The following is a 22,363-nucleotide window of genomic DNA, read 5'->3' on the forward strand; positions in this document are numbered from 1 at the left end:
CACCGCTGACCCTGATCTCGGATGCCGTCTCTGATCTAAGTATAATCTGTACGGCTCCAAGCAAAACGTTCAACATTCCTGGCCTCTGCACATCCAACATCATCATCCCTAACGCCAAGTTACGGGAATCGTTCGCGCAGGGTGTAAAAACGATGGGACTTGCCAGTATCAGTACGTTGGGAGCTGTTGCAACCGAAGCTGCTTACAACGGTGCCGAGGAATGGCTCGATGAGTGCCTTGCATATATCCGCGGGAATATGGAGTATGTACAGCAATATGTCGCGGAACATATGCCAAAGATTAAAATGGTTCTGCCCGAAGCAACCTATCTGTTATGGATGGATTTCCGGGAGCTGAATATCCCACATGCGCAACTATGCAACATGCTGCTTCATGAAGCAGGGCTTGCTTTCAATGACGGGAGCTTCTTTGGAGCAGAGGGTACAGGGTTCATGCGTATTAATGTAGCCTGTCCACGTTCTACGGTGGAAGAGGCCATGCGCAGATTGTCTGTGTTGTTAAGCAATGTGTCGGGCAAATAAACTGTTAGTTAGATCTATGTACGTTGCGAACATAACGTATACTGTTCGTTAAATGGTGAATATTTGTCAAAATAAAAAAAGGGTGCCCCGTAGTCAAGTCCATGACTCACATTCATGGTCAATGACTGAACAAGGGGCTCCCCTTTTGTATTTGATCATTTTGTTTATTCGAACATATTTAAAATTACAGTGACATCGATATCGGCATCGGTGTAATTCTGTCGCACAACCTGTTCAGCAAATCCCGATCATGGCTTATGATCAGTAATCCAAGATCACGCTGGCGAGCCACTTCCATCACGGTATGCCAGATCTGTGCCTGCGTGATCGCATCCAGCATCGTTGTCATCTCATCTGCGATCACGTAACGTGTCGCTGTCCCAAGTGCTCGCGCCACACAGAAACGCTGCAGTTCTCCACCGGATAATTCACTCGGTCTACGGTCCAACCAGGTCTGCTGAATACCCAAAGCTTCGAGCAACTGCTCATCCTGCACAGCCGCTTCTTGAAGTACACGACGCATTCGCCAGCGTGGATTCACGGCTTTCTCCGGGTGCTGGAACACCAGCTGAACCGGACATACTCCTGTATGAGGAAGTGGTTTCCCATCCAGAAGTACTTGTCCTGCCACGGGTTCGGCATATCCTGCAAGAATGCGCCCAAGGCTTGTTTTGCCACAGCCACTCGGTCCCCATAAGCCCACCACTTCTCCCCGTTGCACCTGCATATTCATCTGCTGGAACACCCACGATTTCGGATCGTAACGGTAACTCACGTCCCGTGCTTCAAGTGACATGGAAACACCTCACTTCTCCGCCCCGAACCTTACGAAGCTCTGGACGTTCGCGGGTACATACAGCGGTTGCTGCATTACATCGGGGAGCAAATGAACATCCTGTCGTGATCTCTTGACCTGCCAATGGCTGGGAGCCTGGGAGTGGCTGAAATCCATTCTGCGGCAACGCATTCCAGAGCGCTTTCGTATATGGATGACGCAGACGTTCTCCATTCCCTTTAAAATCATCCACCTGCGCCGTCTCTACATTGGTACCCGCATAAAATACAGCGATGCGATCAGCGGCCGTCAGGGCCGTCGTAACATCATGCGTAATCCACAGGATACCTACGCCTTGATTTGCAAGCTCGCGAAATTGCTTCATCGTCTCGGCCAACACTTCGGGATGGATGCCTGGTGTCGGCTCATCTGCAATGATCAGCTTGGGCTGACCTGAGGTCGCTGTCGCCATCAGCACTCGCCTTGCCATACCACCGGACAACTCGAACGGGTATTTTCCAACTGTTCCGCGAGGTAGATGATACCGCTCGGTCAGCTCCTGCTCCGTCTTTTTCATAAGAGATCGAGTTATGAACCCGCGCTTCCGTCTCGAATTTCGGGTTACCGGTTCAACTTGCCTTCCCACCTGCATCAGCGGGTCCAGATAACTGACGGATTGTGGAATCAACATCAGTTCATCACCACGCAGATGAAGCTGCCGCTCTAGGGTCAAAGGCTCACCACTATAGCTAATACGCCCTTCCAACCTGGCATTGGCAGGCAAAATGCCCATGATGGCCTGCGCCAACACACTTTTACCCGATCCGCTTGCGCCTACAACAGCCACGATCTCGCCCTCGTTTACGGAAAGATCCAGATTCTGAATAACATAAGTCTGTTCGTGCCCAAACCAGCCGCGAGCACGCCGAAATGACACCGACACTCCCTCAATATCAAGAAGAGCCATATTTACCTCACCTCCCTCGAACTACCTGTACCCGTCAACGTCTTCAGACTGTTGCCCAATACATCAAACGCACGAACAACCAGCAACAATGCCAGTCCCGGGAAAAAGGCGAGCCACCACATGCCAGCAGATAAATATCTCATCGATTCGGACAAAATAATTCCGATTGCTGGTTGCTGCGGGGACAACCCCAGCCCCAGAAACGTAATGGCTGCTTCATGCAGAATTGCATGGGGAAAGATTAGCAGTACGCCCACGAACAGTTGTGGAACAAGGTGTGGCAGCATATGCTGCACCGCAATCTGTAACCGTGATTGGCCTAACTTGTGTGAAATTTGAATGTATTCTGCGGATTTCAGTTGAATCATCTCCGCTCTTACAATCCGGGCCAGATTCGGCCAGTGAGTCAGCGCAATCGCTGCCGCCACTCCTGCCAAACCTCCACCGAATACAAATGCCAGCATGACCAGCAATACCAGGTGAGGCACACTGAGGAACAAGTCGATAATCCACGAGATCACTCGGTCAGCAGCCTTGCTAGAAGCGGCGCCCAGACCCAGTAACAGTGCGATCAGTCCACCGCCACATGCAGCAAGTAATCCAACTTGAATGCTGGTCGCCAATCCTTTTAACGTACGCATGAACATATCTCTTCCGAGCCAATCCGTGCCGAATGGATGCGCCCAGGTTGGAGCCAAATTCCGATCCATTAATGAAGTCAGCGTAGAACCAGCGGGAAGCAGTCTGCCCGTCAACCACACGATGACAATCCAGATCACGGCGAAACTGCCCCAGATCAAAGCCTTTTTTCGAGGATTACGGAAATGTTGGTTGTTATTGTTGGTACCCGCATAACCTTTTCTCGTTTGACGCGTTGCTCCTGTTTCTTTTCCAGTCTCAGCTTGTAGTAATACCTGATTAATGTTGTACCTTGCCTCTTGAGTTGCAGTGTTCACTTTCTGTACTTCCACTGATTCTCTCGTCTGCTCAGAGGAGCGTTCTACCGTCTGCTTCATGACATCAGCTCCTCCTTCATCCGCGGGTCAATCATACGATACAGAATGTCGGCCACCATATTACCTGTAAAAACAAAGATTGCACTGCACATCACAAGTCCGAGCAGCAGTGGAACATCACCGCGTAACCCCGCCTGGACCGTTGCCTGACCCAGCCCGGGGTATGAAAATACCTGTTCTGCAAGCACAGCCCCACCAAACAGTTCACTGAATGAAGCAAACTGTAGTGTTATGGCTGGTAAAACAACATGTCTGAACCCATGTCGACGGAACAGCTGAAATCCACGCTCACCCCGCGCTCTCGCGAACAGAATATAATCTGACTCCAGCACATCCGTAAGCTTCTGCCGGGTATGCAAAGCGATGGAAGCTACCCCAGTCAGGCTGAGAGTCAACGCTGGCAGAATCATATGAATAACCCGATCTCCCCATGTGACCTGATCAGCTGACATCCCTGCGGGTACCCCAAGCCCCACCGGAAGCCAGCCAAGCCACACACCAAATACCATCAACATCAACAGCGCAATCCAGAATACTGGCGTGGAAGCCAGTGTATAACAATACCAGCAGATCAGGCGATCCAGCTTCGAATCACGTCTCATGGCAGCAACTACCCCAAGAGCGAACCCGAAGATGCCGGATAATAGCCAGGCTACAGCCATAAGCGTGACAGAATTCATGAACCGTTCCTGAATAATATCTGCTACAGGTTGTCTGTAAATCATCGATGTTCCCAGATCTCCCTGAATCAGCGCTTGTCCCCAAGTGAGCAATCGTTCTGTAGGGGATTCATTCAATCCCCATCGTTCTTCGATAAGACTGCGCTGTTCGGCACTTACTCTAATCATGTCTCCACCAATATAGGCTTCGATCGGATCAACTGGAGAGAATTGCATTAATATAAAAGACAACACACTGACTCCGACCAATAAGGATACAAGTCGCAACATTTTAAAACCAACAAATCTGGCCCATCCATTCCTGCCTGTCATCCAATCTCTCCCCAATTCAGGTTAAAGCTACCGCTACGTTTCCTACTTTGTACTGTTATCCCAGGACCATTCCTCCAGATTGGTTGTCACCGGCCAGCCGTGACCATGGGGATGGATCTGCTGCTCGCCAATGTTCAGTCCATTCGTAACCAGGTACAGATGATCTATATTTACGAGCCATGCCCATGGTGCATCACCCTGATAACTGAAACCTGTTGTTCCATCCCATTCGGCTTTCTGCCAGAACGGCAATGCCTCTTCTTCACTTGTTGCCTGAAGGGCTTTGTCCATCCAAGAATCCACGACAGGATTACTGTACAGTCCCACATTGTAATATCCTTCTCCCTTGTGAGTGCTGCTATAGAGGTTATACGTCTCTAGTGGATCATGACTGCCCCAACCAAATAATACAGCGTTGGAGTAAGCCATTTTTTTCGTTTCTTCACGGCTTTTGCCTTCCACATTGATTTTAATTCCCGCCGGGGCAACCATATCCGCAGCAGCCAGTGCCAGAGATTGTCTTGTTAAATCCCCTGCAAAATAAAGCAGATTGAATTCGGCCTTGACGCCGTTTTTCTCGACGATACCGTCACCGTCCGCATCCGCCCAGCCACCAGCGGCCAGAATTCGCTTCGCTTCTTCGAGATTGGCATCCGTAAATACAGCTTCCGCATTGCTCCAAGGCAGATCATCACTGACGGAATAAGCCGGACGACCGTACCCCTCCAGTACGCCCTCAACCAAAGCCTTACGATCAATCACGACATTCACCGCTTGGCGAATCGCCAGATCGGATGTCACATCATTCCCTGCGGGAAGACCATCGCCCGACTTGGCACCAGCAGGTTGCATGGGGAACATGATGCCCCGGTTATCTACGGTTTTCACGGCCTCTAATGTCATGCCATTCACCTGTTGTTTGCTAAACGCTGCCGGGATAGCAGCGATATCCACTGTACCTGCCTGTGCAGCGGCATAGGCGGCATCTTCATCCAGATAGAGGAAGGTGAGTTTGTGGAATGCAGACTTATTACCATAATATTCTTCATTCGCTTCCACGATGACCTGTTGTCCTTTGTCCCACTGAACCAGCTTGTACGGTCCTGATCCCACCGGATGTTCTGCATAATCAGCACCATAGGCATGTTCAGGTACAATGCCAAGTGTCGTCAGCAGACTGATGAATGTGGACTGCGGCGACTTCAGTGTGAATACGACCGTTCGATTGTCGGATGCCTGTACATCAGCCATATTGGTCAAATCAATCACGGACCCACTCTTGGCAGCTGTTTCAAATGTAAATTTCACATCCTCAGCCGTTAGAGGCTCCCCATCCGAAAACTTCACATCGTCCCGAAGCGTAACTGTCCAGGTCAGACCATCTTCGCTAACAGAATATGTCGTTGCCAGATCGTTAACCAGTTGCAACTTGGCATCTCGCTTCAGCAAGGTACTCTGGAAAAGTGGTGACCCATATTGCCCCCATCCGGTTGTTGGATCAAACCCGCCTTCCGGCTCTGTGCCAACGGCCAGCACCAATTCATCTTTGGTTAAGGCTGTACCTGATTGTCCATTCTCTGCTGATGAAGCTGTTGGCGCTGTGCCCTGTGCACAACCAGATAAACCAATGGAACATACAAGCAGGATCCCTAATCCTGTTCTACCTTTTCGTTTTCCCCATCTCCATGAAAATCTGCCCATTCTCGTCGTTCCCCCTCTAATATGTGCTACTCTGATTCATTTCGTGTTACTTTTTACAGAAATTGTAGCACAAAACACAAACCGTATGTCAATTAAGTTGACTTCAAAATCCAAATATTTTCATATTACCGAACTTATAATTATAAAGTTATATAAACGAGCATCTAGACCGTTCTATAAAGTCAGGTATTATAACAAACGACAAAAAAACAGACGGTTGGCACTTAACCAATGGTCTGTTCTTTAGATTCGCTATATTTTCATAGAAATTACACTCGCAATTCGTCTTAATCCGCAGAGCGATGATGATGACTGTGACCATGCTGACCCGCACTGTGATCATGATCCAGGCTTTGATTCGGATTGTTATCCTGACCGCTGCTCTGAGCATGAGCCAGTTTGTTGAGTTCATCCACATAAGTCACGGAGAGCTCTGCATACAATACCCCTTTTTGCACCTGGATCTGTTGATGCAGATGACGCAATCGTCCCAGATTCCCCCGTACTGCAATTACCTCCAGGCATTGGTCATGGTTCAGATGCACGTGCATATTGGAGATGATGTCATGATGCGCCTCATGCTGCAGCTCCATCAAGCGGATCGGAAGATCACTAATATGGTGATCGTAGACCATTACAATGGTGCCAGCCACATCCTGCTCGGATTGCAGTGCAGAGGGTTGCAATAATGTTTTTCGAACAAGATCACGGAAAGCCTCAGATCGGTTTTTGTACCCCTGTTCCTCAATATACTGATCAAACTGTTCAATCAAAGGTGTCGGAAACGCCACCCCGAACCGGGTCAAATCTTCTTTATCTGCCATGCTTCTCCTCCTGCGCCCTCATTTGCTTCGAGTGTACCATAGACTTGTCTGCTCATCGACTATACTCTTGCAAAAAGCGTACTGCTGAATGCATCGCCTGTTGTCCAGCTTCAGTCTCCAGATCAAATTGATAATCATGCCCCAGCTTCTCGGATGAGTTCGAGAAGAACAAGGTTTCCGCATCAACATCAAGTCGCTTCAAGACTTGTGCAAGTTCAATCGATTGACTGGTCAATGGGTCATCATTGCCTGAGGTAATAAAGGCAGGTGGATATTCTGTTGTGGCCTGAAACACGGTAGACATTTCATCCAGACGCGGGTACTCTTCAAATGTTTTGACTCCGGTATATGACCAGAGAAATGTCCGTATGAGCGGAAATCCCGTTTCCGCTACCGTGCTCAGATTGTAAGGTCCACAGAATAAAAGGACCCCGCGTAACTCTTCCGGCTGGGTGGTTGGCGTTATATTCATCAGCTTGGCGAGGGATGGATTCGTCACCACGGCCGCAGTCTGACTTGCGATCTGGGCACCTGCCGAATTGCCTGCGAGAAATATTTTTTTCGGGTCACCCTGAAATTCACTGGCATGGTTCTTCACGTAAGTCAAAGCCTGATTCGTCTGAACCACGGGAGTGGGATATTTCGTATCCGGTGCGAGCGCATAATTCATACTGACCACAACGTAGCCCTGTTTGGCTAATTGTACGGCATAATTTGTGATGTCCGCTTTGTCTCCCAAGACCCATCCACCACCATGAACCCACAGTACGACAGGCAAAGGTTCTGATGTTACGGAAGGATAATAGATATCCAGTGTACTGTCATTACGACCATCGTCTGCATAGGGCACATCCGCAACACGTGTTACTCCTTCGGCGATAACAGCTTCGTTACTGTTCTTGTCTGCACTGGCAAGTTCAAAGCCTGATTTCAGTAAAAATATCGTGATTTTCGGTGTTAGTTGAGCACCGATTCCAACAAAACCTGTAATCAAGACTAGTACTAGAATGGGAATCCAGTACCTTTTACGTTTAAAACCTGTTCTCCCCGCCCGTTTCGTTTCCAACTTCGACTGCAACAGCTCCACCTCGTTCCCTCATCATTGAAGCGTCTTTACATCTAAAGTGGTGTACGTTGCGGAGTGAACCGGGTTTCCTCTTATTTGGGTCTCTTGGCGATTTCCTGTCTGACTTTCACGTATGTAGAGGATACTTTTTGCTCCAGTGTGTGGATATTTTGTTTTGAGCCTGCCCACTTCTCTGTTGCTGAAGCCAATGCGTTCAATGAGCTGAGTACACGTGACGTTTGACCTTGCTTTGTACTCTGTTTGAACTGTTGCAGGGCATTTGAATAGCGTTCTTTCGCCAGGCTCGCCTGTTTTTTCGTCGTTTGAATCTGTTTCTTCACCGGATCGGCCCCCGCCAGAATAGCGCGCAAACGTTTTACTTCCGTGGTCTTCCGTTTACGTGCTTCGGCAAGCTCCTTTTTCTTGATCCGAATGTCTTCTCTGGCAAGCTGTACAACGGGTCTTAATGTGTCGGCCTGCGTACGAATCGCTGCACTCCATTCCTTATTTTTGATCGCTTTGGCTGCATCCAGCTGTCTATTGACTGAACTATAGAGGGCGAATAGTGGTTCATAACGGGCTTGGGTTTGCTTTACCTTTTCAGCTAGAACTGCGATCTTAGCGTCGTCAGTTTGTCTTATTCCTACACGCAATCGTTCCAATTCCGTGGTATTGGTGGCATGAAGTGCCTTTATTTTTTGTTCCCAAGCTTGCTCTTGTGTCTTCCAGCTCCCCACTTTCTCGTACGCTCGTTGTAGGGTTAATTTGGTCTGTGCATCTGCCTTGTTCAGAACGGAATCCCAAGCTTTCTGCGCGGTTACGCCAAGATCTATACCCGCTGCCTCGGCTGTGGAAGCAAAATAAATTGTGCCTGCGCTGAACAGAATTACAAGCCCTATAAGTAGACGTGTTCCGAAAATAAGACGAGCGAACGATGGCAATTGACGACGCCGGACGTTACTTTGTTCCATCATGTGACTATGGCTAACTCCTATTGGAGAAGGAAATAGAATGTCACTCGTCTCCATTAAAGCTATATCTTCGATATGCTGTCGACCCTTCGTTCCTTCCATCAAGCCAGGATAATCTATGAAGTCAGTTTCGCTTGATCGTTCCAATAGGGAACAACATGCCATTACCTCCTGTTCATTCATCGTTTCCTTCCACGCTTCTGTATGCATCCGTCCCTACACCCTTTCTTCTAAAATATTTAGCAGAATCGCAACAAAATAAGCGAACGACAAAAAAAGCACCCGCAAGTCAGGCATTTGCCTGCTCTTACGGGTGCTTCCCTCATAAGCCGTTCCATATGAGATTCGATTGAACGAGTCGCTCGAACTTTTCCTTTTTCTAATATATTCCATTGACTGGATCTGGTCAAGTCGTGTTAGTTTGACTGGTCTAATATCAACCCTTCGATCAACGGGAGAACCCTTCCCGCTTATAGTTAACAACTGATACAGCTCAGCTTATTGATTGACCAAAATAGCTTTCATTTCCTCGGTCAGATCCTCTTCTTTCAGCATCATGTAGATGTTCTCGCCACGAGTTACATTCAACTTGATCTGGTAGATGGTATCTTTCTCTGTTTTATAACCAGACCGTTGACGTTTGAGCAAATCGCTAATGATTTCTTTGTTTTGGGTTGCGACCTGCTTCTTGATGCTTAGACTCCCATCGATATATTCTGGCTGCGGATTCGCCCACTGAAGAAAACCCGGACTGTTGATCTCCTGCTTCGCAAACTGTGCGGAGATAATCTCGTCTGCTTGGACAAGCAACTGATCGTATAATTTGTTCTCCTTCAGCCAAGCCAATACCCGATCATAGCTAGGTTTGATCTCAAAGTTCCACATCTCCCTCGGTTGAGATGGATCTTTCGAAGTAGAGTCCTGATTCATCTCCGCGTAAGCAAACGACTGCCACGGAGAGCGCTGTTCTTCATAGGTCTGGTCCAAAATGTCCTGTTTCAAGAGTTCCTTGAATTCACGGACTTGCTCCGGATTGCTAATATACACCTTTCGGTATGAACTAGTGGCAGAGCGAATGCCAAAACTTAATGCATCTTCTTCCAGCTTATACGTTTCAAAGGCGACTCTTTTGTAATCCTGAGACTGTTTCAGAGCCATTAATTCCTGATGGAATTCGGCTTCTGGAATATAGTATTTACGTTTCATCACCTTGCCGTTATCCAGCTTGTAGTTAATAAATACATACTCATCATTACGCATACCTGGATTGATTGGATCATTCAGTATAGGAAGATCGGAATCTACAATTTTTTGATGAAGAGCGATAACTGCCCCCATATATTCCGGATCATTGGAATAGAGGTGACCGTCATCCATCTTCTGATTGACACCGTTACTATAGATATAACGCTCCCCACCAAGCTTGATGCTGTTCACTTTGTTCAGTTCAGGCACTCGGGCAGCGTATCCATTCCAGTCGGCAATAGGGATGTACAATACCAAACCAGCGACGATACCATACAGAATCAGCTTGGGCAATAGCCTGCTGCTCCAGATCAGCCATGTTTTGCGAATAATCATCTCGGCAACGATATAACCTACAATTCCACCAAGAATATATCCGAAGATTCCCCATCCAGCTGATCCTCTTGGAGCAATAATCGTGAAGTAAGCTCCGCCAATCAGAACCAACGTAAACATTAAACCAAATCGGAATATAGGTTTCACAAGAGTAAACGTAACTGCTTGCGTAGCAGATTCAACCTGTCTTCTCGCATAGAGCACATAAGTCAGAGGAATAAACAGGATTGCGAATATCGAATAGATTATAAGTTCTCCATTAGTGATAGGAGCATAACTGATTGAAGCCATGCGAAGAACAAGTGACATTTCTTCCGCATTACGTCCTAATTCATCGTACGGATATCCAAGCAAATAATGCTGGAGATGAAGTGACATAATGAACCATACAACAACAGGTAACAAGAGGAGCGCGTACACGGTAAGCCCCTGCAACACAGATTGCCCGATGCACATGCCGACCGCCACAGTAAGCATGAACATAAATAGCGAGTAGATGCTCATGCTCAAGCCCCACATCCAGATCGTGCTGCCATCGAACAGAAAAGCAGGTTGATCCAGTACTGCCCATACCCAGCCGGTAATTGCAGTTGTAATCCAGATTGGAAGCAAAATCATGGCATATCCGGTCAACAAATTTACCGTTAATAGATGTTTACGACGTAACGGCAAACTATGGAACAGATCAGACGGTGCACCGGACTGAATATACCGAAACAGAAAGATGCCAGCCGCTACGGGCAATGTAATGGCGAACAGAATCTGCACCTCACCATTAGCTTGAAACAGACTTGTAATCTGCTGTGGCGCGTCCCTGTATTCGGTAGCGATATATAACGGTAACGAGAACAACAATGTGATCAGGTAGAGGATGCCTATCCATCCATGCTGTCTGAAATTTTGGATCAGGATGCCCCGGTTACAGAACAATCGGTTGAATATCATACCCTGCGTCCTCCATTTCATAGATAAAGATTTCTTCCAGTGTTAGTGGCAATACATCCAGCAGATACGGATCATGTACACGGAATTGATCGGTTACCTGTTGTCGGTTGCCTTTGACAATGTACAGGGATACGCTTCCCCGCTTCTCTTCATGTAAAATATCAACTTGCTCATCCATGGCTTTGGCATGGTCCGGGTGGCGAAAAGCGACCTGAATTTTATGCGTATCAGCCTTCAGATCATCAAGATCCTTCTCTACAATAATTCGGCCTTTGTGCATAATTGCCACATGGTCACACAGATCTTCGATCTCACGCAAATTGTGCGAGGAGATGACAATGGTTACTTGACGCTCAGCTGCTTCCTGGAACAGCAGGTTTTTAATCTGCTGGCGCATGACGGGGTCGAGGCCGTCAATCGGCTCATCCATCAGCAGCACTTCAGGCATACAACTAAGTCCCAGCCATACGGCTGCCTGACGGCGCATGCCTTTGGACATGCGATGCAGCTTGCGTTTTACATCCAGTTTGAACACGGTCGCCAGTTGCTTGAACCGTTCCTCATTCCAGCGCGGATAGACAGAACGATAAAATGTAGCCATTTGCGTAATTGAAGATTGCGGGAAAAAGTAGGGCGAATCGGCCATAAAAATCGTGCGGCCCTTGAGATCCATATTTTCATAAATTTCAGTATCCTCGATACGAACAGTCCCGCTGTCCTGACGGTAAATACCAGCCATCATTTTGAGCAGCGAAGTCTTGCCTGCCCCGTTGGAACCGAGCAAACCATAGATCGATCCCTTATGTATGTGCATCGTTACGCCATCCACTGCCTTTTCCTGTTCAAACGCTTTGACGACTTGATTCAGCTCAATCATGAGGCTCCTCCTTTTCTATACGGGCCATCGCTTCCTCAAACAAAAGCGTCATATCCGCCTTGGTCAAACCGGAAAAGGAAGCTTCTGCAATCAATTTCACCAGAGACTCTCTGATCTCATCTCTCATGGCTTCATTCGGATGTTCCACTGACGATGATACGAAGCTTCCTTTTCCCTGCAAAGAATAAATGTAACCTTCACGTTCAAGCTCACGATACGCTTTCTGAATCGTATTTGGATTTACGGTCAGCTGCGTGGATAACGCACGAACGGAAGGAAGCTGCTCGTCGGGCTTTAGAATACCGTATACGATCATTTCTTTGACTTTGTCCACTAGTTGCTCGTAGATCGCCTTACGGCTGCGTACATCTAATTCGAACATCCCGCACCTCCTTTCTGTACATGTGTGAAATAACCTATCGGTTTAAATGACTGTATCTAAAGTGTATTAACTGTACTACTATTATTAATACAGTTAAATCGAATTGTCAACCGTTGACTTTGACTTCTTGTTTTATTCGGAGTACGTTAAGAAAGAGATATCATATGGTCTAAATGACATATATAATTTTGGGAAGCAGGTTCATCTTGGCTTACGACGGGGCTCTATCAGGGTGGCGTTCACATAAAGTGAAGCAAAACGGCTATCTGAAGCGATGTGACTAGATGTGGCTACTCGAAGTGATACGGCTACCCAAAACTTTGCTTGACCGCTTTTGAGAGAATTACATGCAAAGGTTGTTCAGGTCTTTCCCCTTCCGTTATGATGGGAATGAAATATTGTTCAATGATCACTGTATCTTTATCTTTGTTACTTTTTGTGCGTGTTTAATCTGAATGATTGTTGGGTCTGTTATGCGTTCTATATGTTGTGTTGTGTTATAGATCTATTGTCTGCACAGTAGTGGCTGTTTAGCAGGTAGCTTATCAGAGTTAGCAAAACTGTGTATTTGCATAAATTCGGGTTTGCACAAATGAGCTACTATGCAGTGGTCGAGTGTACACTGGGCCCGTTATTCATTTGGCTTGTTGGTCTAAAAATCGAAGGTCTGTATATCATTCGCGTTGAATGGGTCGGGCAGACTCCGGCCTTTTCAATCGTTTATCTGTTCGTTTGGAGGGCCAACTCGTGCTGTCCGCACTGAGCATACATATTGCATATTTGTCTTTCAAAGGGTGGACACGGACATGAGAAAGTACTCCGGAATTGATATTCTACATATAGATTATTTTTAATTTTATATCTGAAAACATCTACATGTAGTGTTTTATATTCCTGGATGGATATAGTATCTTTTTAGAAAAAGTGTCCACTCTTTGAAAGACAAAATGAAGATAAATGTCCTTTTGTAGTGGACAAAACTATGTCCTAATTCCATTTATATAAGCTGAACTATATATACACGAAAATATAGAAGTAAGTAATAACCCTAAGAAGTGTAACTAGAAGCTTGCTGTAAGAAAGATACTATGGAGGCATAGGTTACGCTTCGAATACCTCACAAGGAGAATCCGAGATGAATGAACATAGACAGGATAAAGAGCAGAATAATGAACCCAACGCATCATTCGAAAATAATGGACACCACGGGGATTCAACTGGGGAAATAAACACTTCAGATATAAGTCCGGTCCAAGCAAATTCATCACAACGTGTGTTAATTGTAACCGCGGTTGATGCGGAGAAAGATGCGGTCCTCCGTGGTTTGGGAGACACGGGCGCGGAACGATTTGACGTCATCGCAGCGGGCGTTGGCCCAGCCTCGGCCGCAGCAGGAACAGCCGCTACATTGGCATATGCCGTAGCGGCTGCAAGCACTAGGGCGTTGGCGCAGGGTTCTACTGCGCCAAGCCCATCCGATGTGGCACAGGCATCTGCCACATCTTCAAGGCCGGGGCCCCTTGCCGGAGCCGGATATTCACCAGCCTACATGCTGGTGATCAGTGCCGGCATCGGCGGCGGGTTCCCCGGCCGGGCAGACGTCGGCTCCCTCGTGGTAGCCGACGCCATGGTTGCTGCCGATCTGGGCTCGCAGACGCCAGACGGCTTCCTTAGTGTGGACGAGCTCGGATTCGGCTCGTCCATTGTGGCGGCGGACGCGGAGCTTGCCGCTCGCTTGCGCCATGAGCTGCAGCGGGCCGGGCTCGCTGTCAGCGGAGGCACTGCGGTCACCGTGTCAACGGCGACCGGAACAGCAGAGACGGCCGCGGAGCTATTGCGCCGCGTGCCGGATGCCGCCGCCGAAGGCATGGAAGGCTTCGGCGTGGCAACAGCTGCTCAGCAGTTCGGCGTGCCAGCACTCGAACTGCGGGCCATATCCAACGCGGTCGGTCCACGCGACCGCGACGCTTGGCGCATCAAGGATGCCCTCGATGCGCTCCAGGCTGCAAGTTCCATTTTACGGGAGGTTATTACATCATGAAAATTGCATTTTCCCCTTGTCCAAATGATACATTTATCTTTCACGCGTGGGTGCATGGGTTGATCCCGGGCGCACCTGAGCTGGATGTCCGTTATGCTGATATTGATATTACCAATGGTCTGGCGGCAAATCCCGATGGACCCGATACACCTGAAGTGATGAAAATATCTTATGCAGCACTGCCATACGTGCTATCTGACTATGCTCTGCTTCCTGCTGGAGGTGCACTCGGCAGAGGATGCGGTCCGCTGGTTCTGACCGCAAATGGCACGACCGATCCTGGCTATCTGTCCGGACGACGAGTTGCTGTACCAAGCGAGCGCTCGACAGCATATCTGTTGTTCCGTCTGTGGGCAGCTCAAAATGTTCCTGGCGGCGTAGGCGAAATTGTCGTCATGCCATTCGACCAGATTATGCCTGCTGTTCGTGACGGTAAAATCGATGCCGGACTTGTCATCCATGAAGCACGCTTCACGTACCAGAACTACGATCTCAAACTGATGACGGATCTCGGTAACTGGTGGGAAAGCGATACGGGTCTTCCAATTCCGCTTGGAGCAATCATTGCACGTCGCAACATGGATGCTCACGCCCTCGCTGGATGGGCACGCGCCTCCGTTGAATATGCATGGGCGCACCCGGATGAGTCGAAAGCATACGTTATGGAACATGCCCAAGAAATGGACCCTGACGTAGCTGCACAGCATATCGGCCTTTACGTTAACGAGTTCAGCGCTAATCTGGGCGATGATGGTTACGGTGCAATCACTGCACTGCTTGGTCGTGCCATGAAAGAAGGACTCGTCCCCGAATTCGACCTTGATCTGTTGCGAATCTAACAAAGTTTTTATTTGAGATACATTTATTCGTTGTATATCTAACGAACCCAACACATCTTATTTAGCCGAATAACGTGATTTGAGAATTCTAACGAATCTCAGACACCTTATTCGGCTAAATCTCGTTCAAATTGCCGATAGACTCTCACACTCAAGCACAATAACGATTCTACGATTCGTTAGAAATTGGTGAGTGCGGATTTCCAGTGAATAGCGTGCGCTCGGTTCGTTAGAGTCCTGTACAGGGTACATTCGGGGAGACAAACTTTTTAGCTAGCCAGGATGATGGTCGTGTTCTAACGTCTTGTTTTTTAAGAGTTTGGTTACTTCTGGTTAGTAAAGGTTGTATTCAGAAGGCTCATAAATAGGATTCTGTTCTTTAACTCCCCCGTACCTATTCAGTTAAATCTCTACTTCCAGCAAGATCTGTAAAAGCCTTACTGAGTTTGCGGTTTGCGGTTTGCGGTTTTAGAGTCTGATTTTTAACTAGGCGAAATACTTGCATCAAGATACTTGCTGCAAACTAGTGACATCACTAACCATCTTGGACTACACTACACATGACACACGAAATAGAAAGAGCTGTCCCTAACGTCAAACTTATGACGATGGGACAACTCTTTTTTTGACGTTTTATTCAACTTCATACCTATACTCATATCTATCACTCTACTCAACCCAAAATTGAAGCAGAAAGAAACCCATGCAACTCCACGCTCTCCACGTCATCTTGAACCCTACTGTACTTCGTCATCCCAACCAACTACTCTTCCTTTCGCAACCGCGTAGTCTACGCATTCAACCCTCGCCTAAGATCTGCTGCAACCGCAGACAAACGAGACTTCAACCTTCCCCTACGATTCAGCTACAACCGTGCGGATCATAATCCGCAGCGCATCCAGCATCATGGGAATAGGCAGCGAAGGAACAGAAGGCTGCAACACCGCCATCTCTGTTGAGGCTGGAAAGTGTACAAATCCGGCACGGATCGGGAGCTGACCTACTCGAATGTGATCCAGCACCCGGTACATCGTGTTGTTGCATATATACGTGCCCGCTGTATTGGATACGGAAGCCGGAATACCTGCTGCCGACATGTCATTCACCATGGCACGTATGGGCAAGGTGGAGAACAAACCGTCCGGGCTGCCGTCTACAATCGGCTCGTCCACCGGACGTTGCCCCTGGTTATCCGCGTAGGAGCCAGGCGGAATGTCTTTGACATTCACGGCGATCCGCTCCGGTGTGATGGACGTTCTGCCCTTGGCCAGCCCACAGGCGATGACCACATCTGGCCGATAGGCTTCCATCTCTGCGATCAGCAGATCTGCACATTCATTGAAGTGCACGGGCAACAGAACTGTTTTTAGCTCAGCACCCTCCATCACCTCGTTCGCAAGAGCTTCCATTAACGCTCCCGTTGGATTCACCGCATCCCCGCCAAAAGGTTCAAACCCGGATATCAGAATCTTCACCATCACACGCCAACTCCTGTCTGTTTACTCCGATTTGTAACGCAATCCCCATTGGCCCCGAATCGTATCCATCAGCTTCATGATTTCCAGAGATTCGTCCAGTTTAATGGTATTGCTCTCCGTGCGGCCTTCCAAGATACAGCGTCCCGCTTCTTCTGCCTCAAAAGCATAACCAATGCATGTTCGATCATCCGTGAACTTCTCGGGCTCGTCTTGACCATTCACATGCAGATAAGCTTCTTTGCCCGCCAGGAATAAAGGCAGACGAATCTTGCCTTCCGTACCGTAGATAACCGCTTCATTACTGAGGTTCAGACGAATGGCAGCACTAAGTGATGCAGAACGCCCCTCGGAATAGGACAACAACACCGAAAACTGCTCGTCCACACCCGTCTCACCGATATTTGCCGTACTCCATACATGCTGGGGCTGTTCGCCAAAGATCATCGAAGCAAAGGAGATCGGGTACACCCCTGCATCCAGCAATGCGCCTCCACCCAGATCCGGATTAAGCAGCCTTCCTTCCGGCTCCCAGCCCACACGGAATCCAAAGTCTGCCTGGACCAAACGAACTTCACCAATCCGTCCTTCTGCAATCCATGCTCTGGCTTGTTCAATGGGTGGCAAGAAGCGTGTCCACATGCCCTCCATCAGGAAAAGCTTGCGCTCCCGTGCAGTCTCCACCAGCTGCTCCAACTGACGCGCATTCATGGTGAACGGCTTTTCACAGAGAACCGCCTTGCCTGCCTCCAGACAAGCCATCACATTCTCCTTATGTAAAGGATGAGGTGTTGCCACATAGATAATATCTACCTCAGGATCTTGCAGCATTTCATCATACGAGCCGTAAGCGCGTGCAAAACCATATTCAGCTGCAAACTTCTCCGCGCTTCCCGCTGTCCGCGAGCCTACCGCTGCTTTCTCCGCGTTCCCGGCATGTTCCAAATCCTTTGCAAACTGGGATGCTATCCATCCCGTGCCCATAATGCCCCAACGTACTTTATCCCGTCCCACTACTTCTGTCATATTATAGCCTCCCTACTGCAAATTGAGTTGAAAAGGTTCATGATTCAGATCAGGCCAACATGTTATCCCCTTTATTTTACCAAAAAGAAACGCTTACGTCAGAAAACGATTTCGAATATGTTCTCTCATCAGGCTTCACCAGCTTATTAGCGACTCGAACGTATCTGTACACATTTCAATTCTGCAGCAGATTTGCTAAGATAATCAGCAGACTAGGGCCAAGAGTTCTTGTCCCTTAGTATACTTGTAACTAACGACAATCTGGTTAAACTATCGATCACACCTGATAACGGGATTATATACCCTCTGCTAATTATAAATATTTGACTATACTGTACGTTCCAGATTCAATCATTACCTAAACTGTTCAAAAGAGAGGAGGTCGCATATCACCATGACTACCATCCCCGGTACCGCCCACAGCGGCATGAATCCACACATATTGCATCAGCAGACAAGTCCCAATTCAGAAAAGGAATCTACTACTCGGATGGAACTGGATGCATTCCTAAATGATATCCTGATCGAACTTCGTCAGGCAGAGCATGTTACAACACGTGGGAAATGGCGCTGGCAGGCAAACGATCTTGCGAATCATACCTTCATATATATGCACAAATATACTGGCACACTGATCATGAATGGGACCGAATCCAACGTGGTTCGCAAATCAGCTTGTCTGTGTATACCAGGCACTGCGATTGAACTGATTGGTGATGAAGACCAGGAGTTTGAATTGTACATCATTCACTTCGATCTGTTTCGGGCAACGGAGAAAACAGAAGCTAGACGAATCTACGAACGAGAACTCGGTTCACCTGTCACTGGCTGGATTCAAGGGCCCTTTTATGGCATACAACGGATTGCTGCACAACTTACACAAATGACCCACGAAGGTTCGCACACCGGCTTGAAAACACAAATCCTCCTGACGGACCTGCTCCAGATGCTCTGGCCTCAGGAAGACCAGACGGACGTTGTGGTGGGACAAGATGAACCTGAACAGTGGCTCCGGTCAACTCTGCAATATATGCGGGAAAACTACATGCACGAGATCAAACTGGAGAAGCTGGCAGAATTGGCAGGCATGCACCCATCCTATTACTCACAGCTGTTCAAGAGCCGCATGCAGAAAAATCCAATTGAATACATCACCCATCTGCGCATGAACCGAGCCAAAGAATTACTGCTCACTTCCGATCTCCGTATCCGTGATGTGGCTCGCGAAGTGGGATACCGTGACGAATTCTATTTCAGCCGACGTTTCCGGAACCATGCCGGTTATGCGCCAACTTCCTATGCGAAGCAGGTGCACCGGAACATCGTGTCACTCTCTTATCCATACACGGATCACCTGATGACACTTGGCATCACGCCATGTGCAGCTCAGATCCAGGGCCACCTGCCTCATATGCCCAAATCACTAACGCTGCCCTTTCACGCCTATGAACCATGGGAACAGGGGCGTCAGGCCTTCCTTGATGTGAATCCCGAATTGGTTCTGACCAAGGATAACGCAGCTGTGAAAGCGATGGAGCATATTGGCGATGTCGCCCCAATTATCACCATTCCCTGGAACCAGACAGACGTCTTCGGTCATCTGCAGAAGATTGCATCCATTGTGGATCGCACCCAGGCAGCGAAAGATTGGCTGGATCGACATGAACGTAAGGCAGAGCGTGCACGCAAAAAAATCAAGGAATTCGTCGGGGACATTACGGTTGCCGTCGGTACGTTGACCCCTAAAGGACCACGGATGTACAGTCACCGTAACTTCGGACATGTCTTTTACCGCAGCCTGCAATTGGCCGCTCCTCAGCGAATTCAGAATGAAGTGGCTGGCAAATCTCCCGGTGTTGGTTTCAACTGGCTACCCTTCACACCAGGAGAATGGGACGGGCTGGAGGCAGATGTGCTGGTACTGGCGATTAACTCCATGCATGAAAAGGCAACACTGTTGAAGGAGATGGCTTCGAATCCACTGTGGAACAGCCATCCTGCCGTAAAAAACGGAAGGGTTCATTTTATCGATTGGAACTCATGGGTCGTATATGCTCCATATTCCATTAACATCCAGCTGGATGAAGCGCTCTCTATGTTGACGAACAAACCTTCACTTTTGTAATCTAAAAAATGTCCATTCCCGAAATCTTAATTTATGCCATGTACGGGCCTGAATTAAGATTTTATAATGATCACTAATTGATAATGATAATCAATAACAATGAAATACGTTGTTGGTAACAAAGGAGTGACCCGTATTCAACATCCGGGACTGCCACATCGTCCGTCCAATTCACGAAAATCTGCAGTGACGGTTGGGCTGATGTTTTTGTCTGCCATAGCCGTACTGCTGCTAAGTATGTTTGTCGCAATCTCGTTAGGTGCCAAAGGACTCACACTGGGAACGGTATGGACTGCCATTTTCCAGTATAATCCGGCTCTGACGCCACACCAGATTATTCATGAGCTGCGGCTGCCTCGTGTCCTTGCTGCCGTTATGATCGGCTCTGCCTTTGCGGTTGCAGGAGCTTTAATGCAAGGTATTACGCGTAATCCGCTGGCAGACACGGGCATTCTGGGCATCAATGCAGGAGCTACTTTTGTCGTGGCACTGAGCTTTGCCTTTTGGCCCGGACTGCCTTACGGCTGGATCATGTTTCTATCATTCGTGGGGGCTGTTCTGGGCACACTGCTCATCTTCCTACTCGGAATGGTAGCGCCTGGTGGGCTGAGTTCCATCAGACTGACCGTTGCCGGGGCCGTGGTTGCCGCCATGTTAAGCTCACTCAGCACAGGCGTAGCCATTTATTTTGACTTGAGTCAGGATCTGGCCTTCTGGTATGCGGGTGGGTTTGGCGGGATTGAATGGCGGCATCTGAAGTTAATTCTTCCCGTGCTGCTCGTGACGCTGGTGTTGATCATGCCACTCGCCCGGCGTGTATCCCTTATGTCACTCGGTGAAGAAGTGGCGATTAATCTCGGGATCAACCTGCGTTGGACGAGGTTTCTCGCCCTGGCAGCAGTTGTTGTGCTGGCTGGCGTGTCGGTGTCGGCAGTGGGCTCGATCGGATTTGTGGGACTCGTCATCCCTCACATCTCCCGCAAACTAGTTGGTGTGGATTATCGACTCATCATACCAATGTCCTCCCTGCTGGGAGCGGTACTGCTAGTGCTCGCCGATCTGGGCTCACGTATCGTGAACCCTCCCGAGGAGCTCGCGGTGGGCATTATGGTCGCCTTTGTCGGTGTACCGTTCTTCCTCTATCTGGCCCGTAAAGAAAGGAGGGCCTTGTAGCGATGAATTTTAATGCACCTTCACGAGGTAAACGTTCGATAGTTGTCAGTATTACGCTGCTCTGCATCGCCATTGCCGTTATTGTGATCAGCCTGAACACGGGAACCATTCGTCTCTCCCCAATGGCTGTGTTGCAGACTTTGTTTGGTAATGGTAGTCCGGATGATCAGATTGTATTGTTCGATTACCGACTGCCTCGCATTCTGGTGACTGTACTGGCCGGAGCGGGGCTTGGTATTGCTGGAGCGGCGCTGCAAGGGATCACTCGCAATCCATTGGCGGACCCAGGCATTCTGGGATTGCATGCCGGGGCAGCGTTTGGACTAATGGTGTTTGTTAGTCTCTCCTTTACACTGGATAGCTCTGTGGCCTTGCTGATTCCGCTGTTTGCTTTTGCAGGCAGTGTGGCCGCCGCCCTGATCATCATGCTGTTATCTTATGATCGGCACAACGGCGTATCGCCCATTAAGCTGATTCTGGTTGGAATCGCGGTCGCGGCCGGGTTCCATGCGTTAACACTCTATCTGTCCCTGCGTCTGGATGAAGACACTTATTCCTTTGCCGCTCGCTGGCTGGCAGGAAGCGTCTGGGGCCGGGATTGGATTCATGTGCAAGCGTTGCTTCCTTGGGTGGTGCTATGTATCTCGTATATTTGGAGTCGATCCAAAACACTCGATGCCTTCAATCTTGGAGATGCTGCTGCAACCAGTATTGGAACACCTGTCCGATCACAGCGTGTTATTTTGCTGCTTTGTGCCGTGGCTTTGTCTGCCGTCAGTGTATCGATGGCTGGTGGGATCGGCTTTATCGGTCTGGCAGCGCCACATCTGGCACGCAGACTTGTCGGTCCGATGCATCGGCATCTGATTCCAGCTGCCGGGCTCATCGGTATGGTTATTCTGGTGAGTGCCGATACGATCGGGCGAACGATCTTTCAGCCTAACGCCATTCCCGCAGGCGTGGTGGTTGCTGCAATTGGTGCACCTTACTTTTTGTACCTTTTAGTACGAAGCAAGTGATCTTTTTTTTCAAAAACAATAAAGAC

The 22,363-nt window shown here is 48.6% G+C and carries 18 protein-coding genes and 1 pseudogene; 6 read left to right on the forward strand and 13 right to left on the reverse strand.

Translation table 11 applies throughout. The features are described 5' to 3' along the window. Positions 1–542: pseudogene (locus PAHA3_RS30655) on the forward strand (cystathionine beta-lyase); the annotation flags it as partial. Positions 543–726: 184 nt separating this feature from the next. Here PAHA3_RS30655 and PAHA3_RS24865 read toward each other — a convergent pair. The 11 genes from PAHA3_RS24865 to PAHA3_RS24915 all read right to left on the reverse strand — a co-directional run bounded on the left by PAHA3_RS24865 (position 727) and on the right by PAHA3_RS24915 (position 12,639). Further along, on the reverse strand, positions 727–1,338 hold the full coding sequence (locus PAHA3_RS24865; protein ID WP_062837364.1) for an ABC transporter ATP-binding protein: 612 nt from the start codon (positions 1,336–1,338) through the stop codon (positions 727–729). Continuing rightward, a complete protein-coding gene (locus PAHA3_RS24870; RefSeq protein WP_062837365.1) occupies positions 1,328–2,284 on the reverse strand; it encodes an ABC transporter ATP-binding protein in 957 nt (318 codons plus the stop codon). The genes PAHA3_RS24865 and PAHA3_RS24870 overlap by 11 nt, the downstream gene beginning before the upstream one ends. Before the next feature lie 2 nt (positions 2,285–2,286). Further along, positions 2,287–3,300, reverse strand: coding sequence for an ABC transporter permease (locus tag PAHA3_RS24875; protein ID WP_062837366.1), 1,014 nt, complete (start codon positions 3,298–3,300; stop codon positions 2,287–2,289). After that, on the reverse strand, positions 3,297–4,292 hold the full coding sequence (locus PAHA3_RS24880) for an ABC transporter permease (protein ID WP_062837367.1): 996 nt from the start codon (positions 4,290–4,292) through the stop codon (positions 3,297–3,299). Before PAHA3_RS24880 ends, PAHA3_RS24875 begins: the two co-directional genes overlap by 4 nt. Positions 4,293–4,334: 42 nt before the next feature. Beyond that, the gene (locus PAHA3_RS24885) at positions 4,335–5,993 is read right to left on the reverse strand and encodes an ABC transporter substrate-binding protein (protein WP_062837368.1); all 1,659 of its coding nucleotides are present in this window, start codon (positions 5,991–5,993) and stop codon (positions 4,335–4,337) included. Between the two features lie 287 nt (positions 5,994–6,280). Then, positions 6,281–6,817 (reverse strand): nickel-responsive transcriptional regulator NikR, encoded by a 537-nt coding sequence (gene nikR / locus PAHA3_RS24890; RefSeq protein WP_062837369.1) that lies wholly within the window; start codon positions 6,815–6,817, stop codon positions 6,281–6,283. 52 nt (positions 6,818–6,869) lie between these two features. Further along, positions 6,870–7,904, reverse strand: coding sequence for an alpha/beta hydrolase (locus tag PAHA3_RS24895; protein WP_062837370.1), 1,035 nt, complete (start codon positions 7,902–7,904; stop codon positions 6,870–6,872). A 71-nt stretch (positions 7,905–7,975) separates the two neighbouring features. Then, positions 7,976–8,956: a hypothetical protein gene (locus PAHA3_RS24900; RefSeq protein WP_167350948.1), complete on the reverse strand. Its 981-nt coding sequence runs from the start codon at positions 8,954–8,956 to the stop codon at positions 7,976–7,978. Positions 8,957–9,352: 396 nt separating this feature from the next. Beyond that, positions 9,353–11,380 (reverse strand): hypothetical protein, encoded by a 2,028-nt coding sequence (locus PAHA3_RS24905; RefSeq protein WP_062837372.1) that lies wholly within the window; start codon positions 11,378–11,380, stop codon positions 9,353–9,355. Next, positions 11,355–12,257 (reverse strand): ABC transporter ATP-binding protein, encoded by a 903-nt coding sequence (locus PAHA3_RS24910; protein ID WP_062837373.1) that lies wholly within the window; start codon positions 12,255–12,257, stop codon positions 11,355–11,357. Before PAHA3_RS24910 ends, PAHA3_RS24905 begins: the two co-directional genes overlap by 26 nt. Next, complete coding sequence (locus PAHA3_RS24915; protein ID WP_062837374.1) at positions 12,250–12,639, reverse strand: GntR family transcriptional regulator; 390 nt, start codon at positions 12,637–12,639, stop codon at positions 12,250–12,252. The genes PAHA3_RS24910 and PAHA3_RS24915 overlap by 8 nt, the downstream gene beginning before the upstream one ends. Before the next feature lie 1,135 nt (positions 12,640–13,774). Between PAHA3_RS24915 and PAHA3_RS24920 the strand changes: the two genes are divergently transcribed. Both PAHA3_RS24920 and PAHA3_RS24925 read left to right on the forward strand, forming a co-directional pair. Then, complete coding sequence (locus tag PAHA3_RS24920; RefSeq protein ID WP_082762993.1) at positions 13,775–14,680, forward strand: futalosine hydrolase; 906 nt, start codon at positions 13,775–13,777, stop codon at positions 14,678–14,680. Beyond that, positions 14,677–15,519, forward strand: coding sequence for a 1,4-dihydroxy-6-naphthoate synthase (locus tag PAHA3_RS24925; RefSeq protein WP_062837375.1), 843 nt, complete (start codon positions 14,677–14,679; stop codon positions 15,517–15,519). The genes PAHA3_RS24920 and PAHA3_RS24925 overlap by 4 nt, the downstream gene beginning before the upstream one ends. Before the next feature lie 854 nt (positions 15,520–16,373). Here PAHA3_RS24925 and pcp read toward each other — a convergent pair. Both pcp and PAHA3_RS24935 read right to left on the reverse strand, forming a co-directional pair. After that, positions 16,374–16,997 (reverse strand): pyroglutamyl-peptidase I, encoded by a 624-nt coding sequence (pcp, locus tag PAHA3_RS24930; RefSeq protein ID WP_062837376.1) that lies wholly within the window; start codon positions 16,995–16,997, stop codon positions 16,374–16,376. A 21-nt stretch (positions 16,998–17,018) separates the two neighbouring features. Beyond that, positions 17,019–18,020, reverse strand: a complete 1,002-nt coding sequence (locus PAHA3_RS24935) for a Gfo/Idh/MocA family protein (RefSeq protein WP_062837377.1) — start codon at positions 18,018–18,020, stop codon at positions 17,019–17,021. 394 nt (positions 18,021–18,414) lie between these two features. Here PAHA3_RS24935 and PAHA3_RS24940 point away from each other — a divergent pair, with 394 nt between their 5' ends. The 3 genes from PAHA3_RS24940 to PAHA3_RS24950 all read left to right on the forward strand — a co-directional run bounded on the left by PAHA3_RS24940 (position 18,415) and on the right by PAHA3_RS24950 (position 22,337). Beyond that, the gene (locus tag PAHA3_RS24940) at positions 18,415–20,145 is read left to right on the forward strand and encodes an AraC family transcriptional regulator (RefSeq protein WP_062837378.1); all 1,731 of its coding nucleotides are present in this window, start codon (positions 18,415–18,417) and stop codon (positions 20,143–20,145) included. 201 nt (positions 20,146–20,346) lie between these two features. Next, positions 20,347–21,318: a FecCD family ABC transporter permease gene (locus PAHA3_RS24945; RefSeq protein WP_062837554.1), complete on the forward strand. Its 972-nt coding sequence runs from the start codon at positions 20,347–20,349 to the stop codon at positions 21,316–21,318. A 2-nt stretch (positions 21,319–21,320) separates the two neighbouring features. Next, the gene (locus tag PAHA3_RS24950) at positions 21,321–22,337 is read left to right on the forward strand and encodes a FecCD family ABC transporter permease (RefSeq protein ID WP_062837379.1); all 1,017 of its coding nucleotides are present in this window, start codon (positions 21,321–21,323) and stop codon (positions 22,335–22,337) included. Positions 22,338–22,363 lie beyond the last annotated feature (26 nt).

The organism is Paenibacillus amylolyticus (assembly GCF_001570725.1).
Classification (GTDB): Bacteria; Bacillota; Bacilli; order Paenibacillales; family Paenibacillaceae; genus Paenibacillus; species Paenibacillus amylolyticus_A.

Excerpts from the sequence above, each read along its gene's own strand:
- PAHA3_RS24865 (WP_062837364.1), bottom strand. The coding sequence starts at position 1,338 with ATGTCACTTGAAGCACGGGACGTGAGTTACCGTTACGATCCGAAATCG.
- PAHA3_RS24870 (WP_062837365.1), bottom strand. The coding sequence starts at position 2,284 with ATGGCTCTTCTTGATATTGAGGGAGTGTCGGTGTCATTTCGGCGTGCT.
- PAHA3_RS24875 (WP_062837366.1), bottom strand. The coding sequence starts at position 3,300 with ATGAAGCAGACGGTAGAACGCTCCTCTGAGCAGACGAGAGAATCAGTG.
- PAHA3_RS24880 (WP_062837367.1), bottom strand. The coding sequence starts at position 4,292 with ATGACAGGCAGGAATGGATGGGCCAGATTTGTTGGTTTTAAAATGTTG.
- PAHA3_RS24885 (WP_062837368.1), bottom strand. The coding sequence starts at position 5,993 with ATGGGCAGATTTTCATGGAGATGGGGAAAACGAAAAGGTAGAACAGGA.
- nikR (WP_062837369.1), bottom strand. The coding sequence starts at position 6,817 with ATGGCAGATAAAGAAGATTTGACCCGGTTCGGGGTGGCGTTTCCGACA.
- PAHA3_RS24900 (WP_167350948.1), bottom strand. The coding sequence starts at position 8,956 with ATGGAAGGAACGAAGGGTCGACAGCATATCGAAGATATAGCTTTAATG.
- PAHA3_RS24905 (WP_062837372.1), bottom strand. The coding sequence starts at position 11,380 with ATGATATTCAACCGATTGTTCTGTAACCGGGGCATCCTGATCCAAAAT.
- PAHA3_RS24910 (WP_062837373.1), bottom strand. The coding sequence starts at position 12,257 with ATGATTGAGCTGAATCAAGTCGTCAAAGCGTTTGAACAGGAAAAGGCA.
- PAHA3_RS24915 (WP_062837374.1), bottom strand. The coding sequence starts at position 12,639 with ATGTTCGAATTAGATGTACGCAGCCGTAAGGCGATCTACGAGCAACTA.
- PAHA3_RS24920 (WP_082762993.1), top strand. The coding sequence starts at position 13,775 with ATGAATGAACATAGACAGGATAAAGAGCAGAATAATGAACCCAACGCA.
- PAHA3_RS24925 (WP_062837375.1), top strand. The coding sequence starts at position 14,677 with ATGAAAATTGCATTTTCCCCTTGTCCAAATGATACATTTATCTTTCAC.
- pcp (WP_062837376.1), bottom strand. The coding sequence starts at position 16,997 with ATGGTGAAGATTCTGATATCCGGGTTTGAACCTTTTGGCGGGGATGCG.
- PAHA3_RS24935 (WP_062837377.1), bottom strand. The coding sequence starts at position 18,020 with ATGACAGAAGTAGTGGGACGGGATAAAGTACGTTGGGGCATTATGGGC.
- PAHA3_RS24940 (WP_062837378.1), top strand. The coding sequence starts at position 18,415 with ATGACTACCATCCCCGGTACCGCCCACAGCGGCATGAATCCACACATA.
- PAHA3_RS24945 (WP_062837554.1), top strand. The coding sequence starts at position 20,347 with ATGTTTTTGTCTGCCATAGCCGTACTGCTGCTAAGTATGTTTGTCGCA.
- PAHA3_RS24950 (WP_062837379.1), top strand. The coding sequence starts at position 21,321 with ATGAATTTTAATGCACCTTCACGAGGTAAACGTTCGATAGTTGTCAGT.